The organism is Gluconobacter sp. GP1 (assembly GCF_032913585.1).
Taxonomy (GTDB): Bacteria; Pseudomonadota; Alphaproteobacteria; order Acetobacterales; family Acetobacteraceae; genus Gluconobacter; species Gluconobacter cerinus.
The window spans coordinates 755,993-768,456 of record NZ_JASGXC010000001.1 but is presented as its reverse complement, the minus strand read 5'-3'; the positions used below and the strand labels follow the sequence as shown (position 1 = coordinate 768,456).

The 12,464-nt window shown below is 54.9% G+C and carries 10 protein-coding genes; 2 read left to right on the top strand and 8 right to left on the bottom strand.

The window, feature by feature from the left end; translation table 11 throughout:
- Position 1: 1 nt before the first annotated feature.
- Positions 2-2,035 (top strand): phosphocholine-specific phospholipase C, encoded by a 2,034-nt coding sequence (locus tag R5H23_RS03470; protein ID WP_317214367.1) that lies wholly within the window; start codon positions 2-4, stop codon positions 2,033-2,035.
- A gap of 47 nt (positions 2,036-2,082) precedes the next feature.
- On the opposite strand, the gene R5H23_RS03465 is transcribed toward R5H23_RS03470, so the two are convergent.
- The 7 genes from R5H23_RS03465 to R5H23_RS03435 all read right to left on the bottom strand — a co-directional run bounded on the left by R5H23_RS03465 (position 2,083) and on the right by R5H23_RS03435 (position 10,171).
- On the bottom strand, positions 2,083-2,856 hold the full coding sequence (locus R5H23_RS03465) for an SDR family NAD(P)-dependent oxidoreductase (protein WP_046901882.1): 774 nt from the start codon (positions 2,854-2,856) through the stop codon (positions 2,083-2,085).
- A gap of 24 nt (positions 2,857-2,880) precedes the next feature.
- Complete coding sequence (locus R5H23_RS03460) at positions 2,881-3,984, bottom strand: sn-glycerol-3-phosphate ABC transporter ATP-binding protein UgpC (protein WP_317214366.1); 1,104 nt, start codon at positions 3,982-3,984, stop codon at positions 2,881-2,883.
- Positions 3,985-4,037: 53 nt separating this feature from the next.
- Positions 4,038-4,865, bottom strand: coding sequence for a carbohydrate ABC transporter permease (locus R5H23_RS03455; RefSeq protein ID WP_317214365.1), 828 nt, complete (start codon positions 4,863-4,865; stop codon positions 4,038-4,040).
- A 1-nt stretch (position 4,866) separates the two neighbouring features.
- Positions 4,867-5,775 (bottom strand): carbohydrate ABC transporter permease, encoded by a 909-nt coding sequence (locus tag R5H23_RS03450; protein WP_046901879.1) that lies wholly within the window; start codon positions 5,773-5,775, stop codon positions 4,867-4,869.
- Between the two features lie 11 nt (positions 5,776-5,786).
- Positions 5,787-7,103 (bottom strand): sugar ABC transporter substrate-binding protein, encoded by a 1,317-nt coding sequence (locus R5H23_RS03445; protein ID WP_317214364.1) that lies wholly within the window; start codon positions 7,101-7,103, stop codon positions 5,787-5,789.
- 71 nt (positions 7,104-7,174) lie between these two features.
- The gene (locus R5H23_RS03440; protein WP_317214363.1) at positions 7,175-8,821 is read right to left on the bottom strand and encodes an FGGY-family carbohydrate kinase; all 1,647 of its coding nucleotides are present in this window, start codon (positions 8,819-8,821) and stop codon (positions 7,175-7,177) included.
- A 327-nt stretch (positions 8,822-9,148) separates the two neighbouring features.
- On the bottom strand, positions 9,149-10,171 hold the full coding sequence (locus tag R5H23_RS03435; RefSeq protein ID WP_317214362.1) for an aldo/keto reductase: 1,023 nt from the start codon (positions 10,169-10,171) through the stop codon (positions 9,149-9,151).
- A gap of 238 nt (positions 10,172-10,409) precedes the next feature.
- Between R5H23_RS03435 and R5H23_RS03430 the strand changes: the two genes are divergently transcribed.
- Positions 10,410-11,528 (top strand): THUMP domain-containing protein, encoded by a 1,119-nt coding sequence (locus R5H23_RS03430; protein ID WP_317214361.1) that lies wholly within the window; start codon positions 10,410-10,412, stop codon positions 11,526-11,528.
- 18 nt (positions 11,529-11,546) lie between these two features.
- Here the strand turns inward: R5H23_RS03430 and R5H23_RS03425 are convergent, their stop codons facing one another.
- Positions 11,547-12,458, bottom strand: a complete 912-nt coding sequence (locus tag R5H23_RS03425) for a LysR family transcriptional regulator (protein WP_233126160.1) — start codon at positions 12,456-12,458, stop codon at positions 11,547-11,549.
- Between the last annotated feature and the right edge of the window lie 6 nt (positions 12,459-12,464).

The window sequence follows — 12,464 nt, the reverse complement described above, 5'->3', positions numbered from 1 at the left end:
CATGACCGGACCGCTTTCCAGCCGACGCAGATTTCTTGAACTGGGAGTTGCTTTTGCTGCTGCAGGGTCACTGCCGGGTAATCTGCGACAGGCGCTTGCGGTTCCGGCCAACCGGAAAACTGGCACAATTCAGGACGTCGAGCATGTGGTGATCCTGATGCAGGAAAACCGCTCTTTCGATCACTATTTCGGCTGCTTGCAGGGTGTTCGGGGGTATGGAGACCCGCGTGCCCCGCATCAACCGGATGGAACGTCAGTTTTCGCACAGAGAACTGCGGATGGGGCTATGGTTATGCCCTTCCGCATGAACACAGTTCACACCTCTAGTGCCTGCATTGCCAGTCTGGATCATAGCTGGAAAGGCAGTCAGAAAACCTGGAATGAGTGGGACTGCTGGGTCCCTCACAAAACCGCCATGACGATGGGGCATTTCACCCGCCGTGACATCCCTTACTACTATGCCCTGGCAGACGCCTTTACGATCTGCGATGCCTATCACTGTTCGATTTTCGGTCCTACCAACCCAAACCGCCTGTTTTTGTTCTCAGGTACCAATGGTCTGAGTGTCGGGCATGATGGCAGGCAGGCCGTTGAAAATGTCGATGATGGCAACACGTCGGCTGATATGCGGCATGACAATCCGAAGTTTCAGGCCTTCCAATGGACGACTTATGCAGAAGAACTGCAGAAGGCGAGCGTCTCGTGGAAAGTATATCAAGAGTACGATAATTTCGGTGATAATGCCCTCGCTGGATTTAGCGCATTTCGCGGGCTGTCAGAGACCTCATGGCAGTATCAGCGAGGTCGGGCGATTGTTGAAGGCTCAACCGCCAGAAATGCTGCGACATCTGAAGGGCAGTTCCTTGTAGAGGCGTTTGAGAAAGATATTGCGTCGGGGACGCTTCCTCAGGTCTCCTGGATTGTGCCGTCCGCCGCTCTTTCTGAACATCCCAATGCTCCACCCGGATATGGCGAACACCTGATTTCAAGACTGATGGACGTGTTCGTTCGACACCCGGACGTCTGGTCAAAAACCGTTTTTATCTTGAATTATGATGAAAATGATGGGTTTTTTGACCATGTTCCGGCGCCTGTTCCGGCTTTGCATCCGGATGAGGGCAGCAGCACCGTTTCAGTGAGCGGAGAGACCTATCACGGCGTTGGTGTGGGGCTAGGTCCTCGGGTTCCAGCAATTCTGATCTCACCGTGGAGTAAGGGAGGACGTGTCAATTCGGAGCTGTTTGATCACACATCCGTCCTGATGTTCCTTGAAGCCAGGTTTGGGGTTCGTGCTCCGAACATTACGCCTTGGCGCCGGTCTGTGTGTGGCGATCTGACATCGGCTTTTGATTTTTCCGAGACTGACACATCATGGCAAGCCAACCTGCCCAATACAGACGACTATATGCCTCAGACGCGAAAGTCCTGCATGCTTCCGCTTCCGCTTCCGTTGGTTCCACAATATCAAACGTTGCCTCGACAGGAGGAAGGGCAGCGAGCAACTTGTGCATTGCCATATAAATTATCAGCTGATGTTCAAGTCACGGGAGAATTGCAAAATCTGATAGTCACCAACAGCGGGACGCGTGGGGCAGTGTTCCGGCTTTCCGGCCAGGGAGCATCACGCCAATACACTGTTGGGGCAGGGCACACGCAAAATATCCCGTTACAGATTGAGCATGACTTCACCCTGCATGGTCCAGCCGGGTTTTATCGGGCGGGCAACGGGTTTTCCGGATTGCAGGTTCAGCTTCTGGAAGAGCATGATGGTGTGAGGCTTGTGCTCAAAAACGTCCAGTCAGTGACGGCGGAATTGACCATTGAAGATGCTTACGGCCCTGCAGGAGAATGGACGACCGTACTGCCTCCAGGGCAGGAGACGTCACGCTTTTATCCGTTGGTCGGAAGTGACTTTTGGTATGATCTGACCGTGACCAGCCGAAGCGGGAAAACGGAAGGACACGTCCATTTTGCCGGTCGGATCGAAACGGGGCGGCCGGGAAAGACAGACCCTCTTATGGCCCGGCGTTCCTGAGAAACAATCGGGCCTTTCACCGAGAGGCCCGATTGCGGAATTGATATTTACCAGACAGTGAAACCGGCATCGACGTTAACGATAGCACCGGTCATGAGACTGGCGGCGTCGGAAGCCAGGAACTGAACGACGGATGCCACTTCATCCGGCTGGCCAACTCGGCCCATTGGGGTTCCGGCGATCCAGGCGTCATAGAGCTCTGGCTTTTCCATGCCGAAACGCGTCAGGGTTGTCTCGATGTAGGTCGGGGCGACAGCATTCGCGCGGATGCCATGAGGGGCCCATTCTGCGGCCAGCGAACGAATATACTGGTGTACGCCCGCTTTTGACGCGTTGTAGGCCGCCTGCTGTTGGGGGCGATTGACGATTTGTCCGGACATGGAGCCAATCGCAACGATGGCGCCCTTTTTCTGCTCGATCATGATCCGGCCAACAGCCTGGCAGCACCGGAACATGCCGTTCAGGTTGATATCCACCTGTTTGAGCCACTGCCCGTCCGTCATATCTTCGGCTTTGACCTCGGAAATACAGATACCGGCACAGGCAACCAGAATATCCAGGTGCCCCTCTTTCTCGTGAAGGGTTTTGATTGCGGACTGAACGCTCTCAGTGCTGGTGACATCCATCCGGATGCTATCCACATTCAGGTCCTGCTTGCGAAGGTCTTCCGCGGATTGTGCAGCAAGAGTTTCATCCAGATCTGCGATGATGACGCGTGCGCCTGCTTCTGCCAGAGCCGTGACGCAGGCGAGGCCAATATTCTGTGCACCGCCCGTAACCACTGCAACGCGACCGTCAAGGCGAAGTTTTTCCATGTACATGATGTATATTCCTGGGAAGAAAAATCAGGCGGCAAGGGGATGACGGCGGCAGGCCTCGAACGCCAGGCCATCAGGGGCGAAAAGGTGGCAATGCTGCGGAGGAAGCTTCAGGCTGACCGGCGTATCTACTTCCAGGGTTGTAAAGCCGTCTGTCTGAACAACGATGATCTGCCCGTCGGCACAGCGGACATGAACCAGCGTGATGGCACCGAGGCGCTCGATAACTTCCACAACCCCGCTATCATCACTCGCGGGAGCCAGCTCCACGTGTTCTGGGCGAATGCCGACTGTAATCTTGGTTCCGGGCAGAATATCCGGTGGCGAGACCGGGACATGAAGAAGAGTACCGTCCCGGAGCTGAACACTCGATCCGTCGTGGCCGCCGTTCTGGAAGATTGCGGAGAAGAAATTCATGGGAGGTGAACCGATGAACTTGGCGACAAACAGGTTGCGCGGGTGGTGATAAAGCTCCAGCGGTGAGCCAATCTGTTCCACAACACCCTTCTGGAGAACCACGATCTTGTCCGCCATTGTCATGGCTTCCACCTGGTCATGGGTCACATAGATGGTGGTCGCGTTCAGCTTGCGATGAAGGGCCGAAAGCTCCACTCGCATCTGGCCTCGCAGGGCTGCATCCAGGTTTGAGAGAGGTTCATCAAACAGGAAGACCTTCGGGTTACGTACGATGGCGCGGCCGATAGCAACGCGCTGCCGCTGACCGCCTGAGAGCTGACCTGGCTTGTGATGCAAGTAGGGTTCAAGCTGAAGCGTGGCGGCAACATGCTTGATCTTTTCGCTCCGTTCTTTCTCCGGCACCCCAGCGAGTTTGAGGCCAAATTCCATGTTCTTGTAGACGTCCATGTGCGGGTAGAGCGCGTAGGACTGGAACACCATGGCAAGGCCGCGTTTTCCCGGTTCCACGTCGTTGACGCGCTGACCGTCAATCAGAAGGTCTCCGGAAGTGATGTCTTCAAGGCCTGCAATCATACGAAGCAGCGTTGATTTTCCGCAGCCGGACGGGCCGACAAAAACTACGAATTCGCGGTCCTCGATCGACAGCGAAATGCCTTTGATAATTTCTTCCGTAAGATAGGTTTTACGGAGGTTTTTGAGTTCAAGCGTTGCCATGAATCAGGTCCCGTTCCTGAGCGTTTGGGGGACGGAGAATGCGAGGGTAGCCATCATTTGACGGCTCCAAAGGTGAGGCCACGTACGAGTTGTTTCTGGCTGATCCAGCCCAGAACAAGGATCGGAGCGACTGCGAGTGTGGACGCGGCGGATAGCTTGCCGAAAAACAGACCTTCCGGTGAGGAGAAGGAAGCAATAAATGCCGTGAGTGGAGCGGCATTGGAGGAGGTGAGATTGAGAGACCAGAAAGCCTCATTCCAACACAGGATCAGCGACAACAGGGCTGTGGAGGCGATCCCCGGCAGGGCAAGCGGAAGCAGGACCATTGTCATTTCCTGCCAGCGTGTTGCCCCGTCCATGCGACCAGCCTCAAGAATTGGGGCAGGAACTTCCCGGAAGAATGTGAACAGCATCCAGACGATGATGGGCAGGTTCGTCAGCATGTTGACGATGGCCAGTCCTGTGCAGGTATCCAGAAGGTGGGTGCTGCGGGCCAGAAGATAGATGGGTACGAGCACCCCTACAGGAGGCAGCATGCGTGTCGACAACATCCACAGCAACGTCCCGCGTGTGCGCTTTGAGGGCATAAAGGCCATCGAGTATGCAGCCGGAATGGCAAGCAGGAGCGCGCCCACAGTAGCGCCAACCGAGATGATGACGGTGTTAAGGGTGAAGTGCCAGTAACTTGCGCGCTCGAACACTTCTGCGTAGCTGCTAAGGGTCGGCGCGAAGATCAGTTTTGGTGGTGTTGAGACCGCCTGAACTTCGCTCTTGAAGCCCGTCAAAATCATCCAGAAAATGGGAAAGAAGAGCCATAGCGCAATACCCCAGCTCAGACAGGTGACGGCGATTTTTGTACTGCGTTTTGTCTTGATCGCCATCTCACACCTCCAGGTTACGTGCGACGGAGCGCACGAGGAACATCGCAGCGACATTCGCAATAATGATGGCCAGGACACCACCGGCAGAGGCACCGCCGACATCAAACTGAAGCAATGCGCGGGAGTAGATGAGATACGCCAGGTTGGTGGATGCCACTCCAGGGCCGCCTGCCGTCGTGACGGAGATCTCCGCAAAGATTGTCAGCAGATAAATCGTCTCGATCATCACGACGACGCTGATAGCGCGGCTCAGGTGAGGGAGAATGATATGACGGAACTGCGCGATCGGACCGGCACCATCCATCCGTGCGGCCTCTTTCTGCTCGCTATCCAGTGACTGGACGGCTGTAAGGAGAATGAGGACGGCAAATGGCAACCATTCCCAGCTGACGATCATCATGACTGTCAGGAGTGGAAACCGGGCAAGCCAATCAATTGGCGTTAAACCGACAGCCCGCATCATGGCGGAATAAACGCCATAGATCGGGTGCAGCATCAGGTTCTTCCACAGCAGGGCAGACACTGTCGGCATGACGAAGAACGGAGAAATGACCAGAACACGTGCAATGCCGCGCCCGAAAAACTCCTGATCGTAAAGGATGGCCAGAAGCGTACCACCACCTACGCTGATGATCAGGACGCCAACGACCAGAATGACTGTATGCAACAGGGAGTACAGAAAATCCGGATCAGTCAGAAGGTACCAGTAGTTGCTGAAGCCAGCGAAGCCGTGAAGTGTCGGGTCAATCAGATTGTAGTTGATCAGCGAGTACCACAGCGTCATTGCCAATGGGACGAGAGACCAGACGAGAAGGATCAGAACGGCAGGCGAGAGGAGCAGAAGCCCCGTTCGCTTGCCCTTGCGTTCTGATGCCCCTTTTGGGGGGCTGTGTTCTAGAACTGCCTGCATGGCACTCTGCCTTACTTGGCGCGGCCGGACTGGCGCAGCGAACGGGTGACAGAAGATTGTGCGGCAGTCAGTGCCTGATCCACGGTCATCTGCCCGGAAAGGGTCGCGGCGACCGTCTGTCCGACTTGTGTGCCAACCGCCTGGAATTCAGGAATTCCGACAAACTGTGCTCCGGTATACGGGCGTGGTTCTGCTGTTTGTCCACTCGGGTCGGCAGTCTTGATCGCGTTCAGAACGAACGACGCAAACGGGGCTGCTTTCTGGTACTCGGGTGCAGCATATGTTGAGGCACGGGTTCCAGCGGGAACGGCAACCCATCCCTTTCGGTCCGCAACCAGCTTCACGTATTCCTTTGATGTTGCCCATGTGATGAACGTCTGGGCGTCCGTGCCCTGATGGGAACTGACGGGAACGGCAAGGCTCCAGCTCCACAGCCATGTTGGCCCCTTGCCGTAGGGGCCTTTGGGAGCCGACGCGAAGCTGACTTTGTCGGCTACCTGAGACTGTTTCGGATCGAACAGGAGGCCACCAGCAACGGTGGAGTCAATCCAGATGCCGCAATGTCCGCTCGCGAAAAGTGCCAGATTTTCATTGAATCCATTGGACGTTACGCCCGGTGGGCCGTCTTCCTTCAGCGCCGAGACGTACCACGTCAGGGCTTTTTTCCATGCGTCTGACGTCAGCATTGGCTTCCAGGACATGTCGAACCACTGGGCGCCGTATGTGTTCGCCAGTGACGAGACATAGGCCATGTTCTCACCCCAGCCAGGCTTGCCACGAAGACAGATGCCATAGACCTGTCCTGACTTGTCTGTGATCTTGTCGGCGAACTGCCGGATCTGATCGTAGGTGGGGGCGTCTGGCATCGTCAGACCGGCTTTTTGGAACAGATCCTTGCGGTAGTAGGTCATGACGCTCTCGGCATAGAAGGGCAGCGCGTAGAGCTTGCCGTCTGATGTCAGGGCTTCCCGAACCGATGGAAGAACATCGTTGATGTCATATGCGGCGTCCGGCTTGATTTCTGTGAGCCAGCCCTGTTTCGTCCAGATGGGCACTTCGTAATTCCCGATCGTCACAACGTCGAACTGACCGGTTTTCATGGCAATGTCGGTTGTGACGCGCTGGCGCAGAACGTTCTCTTCGAGAGTCACCCAGTTGAGATGAATATCGGGATGCGCTTTTTCAAACTCCTGCGAGAGCTGACGCATGACGATCATGTCCCCGTTGTTTACGGTTGCGATTGTCAGGGTGCCTGCGGCTTGCGCAGTAGAAAGAACTGAACCGCTCAAGAGAACTGCAAGGGTGCAGGCTGTTTTCAGACGGGGCATGGAACTCAGACCTTTGAAAAAAGAGCTGTGAACGGGATTACGGACGACAGCTTGGGTTTTCGGGAGGCAGATCAGTAAGCGGACGTTTTTTCCAAAGCGTCCTGCATTTGCTGACGCCATGCGAGCTGGCTGGCGAGCATATCGTGGCAGATCGACCGCTTGGCTGTGTGATAGGTATGGGTCTTTGCATCTGGTAGAATTTCGCTACCGGCGTGGCTCATCTGAGCCATAGCTGCGCGCAAAGTGGCATATTGCCCGCTGGCGACAGCCCCCAGAATTGCTGCCCCAAGAAGAACGGAATCAGGCTCTTTGGGCAGAAGGATACGACAGCCAGTGGCATTTGCATGTTCACGCAGAAAGATGGGGTTCTTGGTGCTCCCTCCCGTGGCGAGAATGGTGTCGATCCGGTATCCTTGGGCATTGAGGGCATCGATGATGTCCTTCGTGCCATAAGCAAGGCCTTGAAGGGTTGCCAGATAAAGCTTGGCGAGATCATCAGGCGTGGCTGACAGGGAGAGTCCGCTGATAACGCCCTTCAGATCCGGGTCTGCGTGGGGAGAACGATTTCCATGAAAATCTGGCAACAGGTGAAGATTGGCTGTGCTGCCTCCTGGCAGTTTACCAGCTTCCAGCTCTTCAATTCGGGCATTGAGGAGGGCGTATACATTACTGCCGGATTGCTCAGCCTGCTGCTTGAGCTCAGGCCCCGCGGCATGATGAGAAATGACAAAATCAATCAGCGCACCGGTTGCTGACTGACCTGCTTCATTCAGCCACATATCCGGGACCATGGCGCTCCAATAGGGGCCCCACACGCCTGGCACGAAACGGGCCTCCTGTGACACCGCCATATGGCAGCTGGATGTGCCACAGATTAAAGATATTGAGCGCTCAAGAACATCGTCAGAGAGTTCGCCGTGAGCTTCAATCCCCAGAATACCAAGGCCGCCAGCATGAGCATCAATGGCTGAAACACCCACGGGAATGCCAGACTCAAGACCCAGTTCAGTGGCGGCTTCTGGGCTCAAGCCATTTCCGACGATCCCGCCGAGCGGACGAATGTCATTGCCAATACGGGCGTAGTGTTCATCCGTTAGTTCTTCCAGGCCGATAGCCTTGAAATAAGTATCGTCCCATCTGTCTTCATGAGCCAGATAGGTCCATTTGCAGGCTGTGGAACAGGCTGAACGTGACAGGGAACCGGTTGCCCTCCAAGTCAGGAAATCGGGGAGGTCAAAGAAATGGCCAGCCCGGGCAAAAATCTCGGGCAGATTACGCTTCAACCAAAGAAGCTTGGGTGTTTCCATTTCTGGCGAGATTTTTCCGCCAACATAACGCAGGACTTCATATCCTCCGTTGTTAATTTCAGCAGTTTCTCTCAATGCCCGGTGATCGGCCCAGAGAATAATGTTCTGCTCTGCCGCGCCTTGCGGATCCACTGATAGCGGTTTGCCCTCTGTATCGAGCACGACGAGAGAACAGGTTGCATCAAAGCCGATCCCAATGATGCGGAAAGGCTCAGTCAGGGTGGCGAGGGCGGTGCGTGTGGCTGTGCAGATGGCTGCCCAGATGTTTTCTGAGGACTGCTGAGCAAAATCTGGTGCTGGTGACCACGTCTTGGTTGGCTGAACGGCAGAGGCCATTTTCTGCCCTGTCAGGGTGAAAATGCCAGCGCGCGCACTGCCAGTCCCAACATCAATTCCGAGAACCAGATCCATACAGCACACCTAAAGCTGACAAACGCGCAGAAAACAGGCCGTTGGGCTGGGTCATCCTGAAAGACGCACCATCAGATCAGAGACCGAACATTCTGGGATGTTACGTTCAATGGAACTGGCATGTGCTTCTTGTTGTAGGAATAACGTTCACACAACAACATATAACGTTATTAATGTTACATGTATCATTAATGGTGTCCAGAGTGTGGGGCATCATTTTCGACGAATAAGGGTTCGCCTCGCAAAAAGATGATGTTTTGAAGCTCGGGATTATGCCTCAAAGCAGGAATAGCCCTCAGAAAAATCCCGAGCTTACGGATGGCAAAGTCAAGCCATGGCTGGAACGGGAGCGCGTTCTGCAAGCAGGCCGGTTGACTTGAGTTTAGCCCAGAAGCCTTCAGGGATGGGATGCGTAAACCATTTTAGATTCTGCTGGAGTTGGCTCACATTTCGTGTCCCTGCGCAAAAAGAAGAAATTGTGGGATGTGCCACCACAAATTGCAGCGCAGCCGCCGGGAGGGGCACATTATAGTCTGCGCAGACCGCTTCAATTTTTTTGACGCGTTCAAGGATACTCGCGGGAGCAGGGGAGTAATTATACTTCGCGCCAGGAACTGCCCCTGTCGCCAAAATGCCTGAATTGAATCCGCCTCCCACAATAAGCGTAGCGCCTCGCTGTTCGCAGAGGGGTAAGAATTCGTTCAGGGCGTCCTGTTCCAGCAACGTGTATCGGCCTGCCAGAAGAAAGCAGTCAAAATCTCGTTGCTGAAGCGCGGTATGGCAGACTTCCCATTCGTTGACGCCGACGCCAATGGCTTTGACGACGCCTTCTGATCGAAGCCTTTCCAGCGCACGCCAGCTTCCGTCCATCGCCTGCCGAAAAACTTCAGGTTGGTTGGGGCCATGCGTAAAGCGGTCGATATCATGAATGAAAGCAACGTCGATGTGCTCAAGAGCGAGCCTTTGAAGAGAGTCCTCAAAAGCTCGCATCGTTCCATCGTAGCTGTAGTCAAAGGTCATTTTGTTAGGGGCCGCATTGACCCACGGTGCAAAGTCAATCTCAGCCCTGCGGGCAGAATGTAATGTTCGGCCGACTTTTGTTGTGATGACGAAGTCATCTCTGTTTTTCCACCGGAGGGAATGCCCCAGCCGAAGCTCTGCCAGTCCATGACCATACATGGGGGACGTGTCATACAGGCGAATGCCAGCGTTCCAGGCCTGCTGGATCATGTCATCTGCCTCCTGCTCGCCGACTTCCTGTAGAAAATTTCCAAGTGGGGCCGTTCCGAAAGCGAAGGCTGTAACGCTAAAGTCTTTCCGCCCGAACTTACGACGTTCTGAAGGATTCATGATCGGTCCTCCTGATGGGATGATCGCGTTGCACAGAGTTTGTGAGAGGAAAGGCCGCTGGTTAAAGGATCATCAGGGGGCTTCCGCGTATCTCCAGCTTACGTTGCAGGGAGGCGCTTGTTTGCGTGAGCACAAAAATTTTATGGTCGGCGGTTGTGATCCACCGGCCCAGTTTTAGCTCAGCGGAAACTCAGAACGGACGATTGCTGTTTCCTTCTCTTCCTGCCATTCAGAGCGCATGACGAATAACAGGCACTTTGAGATCTTTCTTGCTGCTCCTCCGGGACTGGAAGAGACCCTTTGCTCCGAAGTCCGGATGAAGGGCTTTCGCCAGCCAAAAGTCGTACCTGGTGGTGTGACACTGCGAGGTGGGTGGCCTGAAGTCTGGCGTGCCAACCTCTGGATCCGGGGTGCAAGTCGGGTTCTGGCGCGCGTGGCGCAGTTCAAGGCAGAATACCTGTCTCAGCTAGAAAAACGCGCCCGAGAAGTGAAGTGGGCAGAGTTTCTTCGCCCTGACGTGCCGTTCAAAGTGGAGGTCTCGTGTTCGTCCTCGCGGATCTATCATAGCGGCGCGGCGGCTGAGCGGATCTCCAAGATTGTCACGGAACTGCTAGGCGCATCTGCGGAAGATAATGCAGATGTCGTCCTGCGCGTTCGGATTGACCAAAATTTCTGCACCATCAGTGTCGATACATCTGGCGATCTCCTGCACAGGCGAGGGCATAAGGAAGCCGTTAATCGTGCTCCGATGAGAGAAACCATGGCTTCGCTGTTCCTACGGAAGTGCGGGTATAATGGTCAGGAAACTGTGCTGGACCCTATGTGTGGTTCCGGGACTTTCGTGATTGAAGCAGCAGAGATCGCCTCCCGCCTCAATCCGGGACGATCACGGCATTTCGCCTTTGAGCAGTTGGCCACCTACGATGAAGACGCTTGGCAGACAATGCGCTCTGTTAAAAGTGAGCGTACGCCTGAGTTTCGCTTTTACGGGAGTGATCGAGACGCGGGCGCCATTACTATGAGCGAAGCCAACGCGTTGCGAGCGGGTGTCACGGCATGCACAGAGTTTCGTCAGGCCACGATCAGCGAAATCATGCCGCCAGAAGGGAGTTCTCCCGGACTGGTTATTCTGAACCCGCCCTACGGCACACGCATCGGCGACAAGACGAAGTTATCTGCACTCTATCGTGCCCTGGGAAACAGGCTTTTCGAGCAGTTCAAGGGGTGGCGTGTGGGTATTCTGACAACGGAAGTCTCATTGGCCCACGCAACAGGTCTTCCATTCCTGCCGACAGGCGCGCCCATTCCCCATGGCGGGTTGAAGGTGTTTCTTTTCCAGACTGAAGCGCTCTCCTGATAGCGTTTATCAGCCGGATCAAACCGGGTAGGTACTCGTGTAATCCTGGAGAAAATACTCCACTCTCTCAATGAAGAGCGCAGTGAATGGATTGGATATCTTAGATCTCGCCACGATCGAGAGGGTCTGGGGCTGAGTACCTTGCTCGTTAAGAGACAGGAACTTGAGCTTGCCCTCTGCTCTTTCCTGAATGATGTCCAATGGTGTCAGGAAGGTGATATTTCCTGGGGATAGAGCCATCTGACGCATCAGTTCAATGGAGTTGGTCTCGATGGCTGGCGTCAGGCTCAAGTCGCGGGCGGCATAGAGATCTTCAAGGTGGGGGCGGATGGCCATGCTGTCGTCTGCTACCGTCAGGGGCCATGCGTTGCATTCTTCAAGAGTAATGGATTCCTGATGGGCGAGGGGATGATGCACGCTCATCACGACGCCCAGAGGAACGGTACGCGCAGTCTGAACAACGAGGCTGTTGTCCATTGGAATATCGAACCCAATACCGATATCGGCCTGTCCATTTTTGACTGTCTCGACCAGATCATGTGTGCCGTAGGTGCTGACATGAATACGAACATTCTGGTGCGTATTATGAAAGTCAGCCAGAGCGAGTGGTAGAAAGGTCGAAATCGGACCTACCATTGTGGCGATCGAGAATTCGCCGCGTTTGAGGCCTTTCAAGTCCTCAAGAACCTGCCGCGTGAGATTCATGTTTTTGAGCGTATCACGGACGTGAGCGAGCAAAATCTCTCCTGCGGCTGTCAGGACCAGCTTGCGTGGAAGACGCTGAAAGATTGGGGTCCCCAGGTTATCTTCCAGTGTCAGGATCTGTCGGTTGATAGCCGTTGAGGCCACATTCAGATGCTCGCCTGCCTTTCGGATGGATCCGCAGCGGGCGACCGTATCCAGATAGATGAGAAGGCGACTGTGAAGCATCGTAGT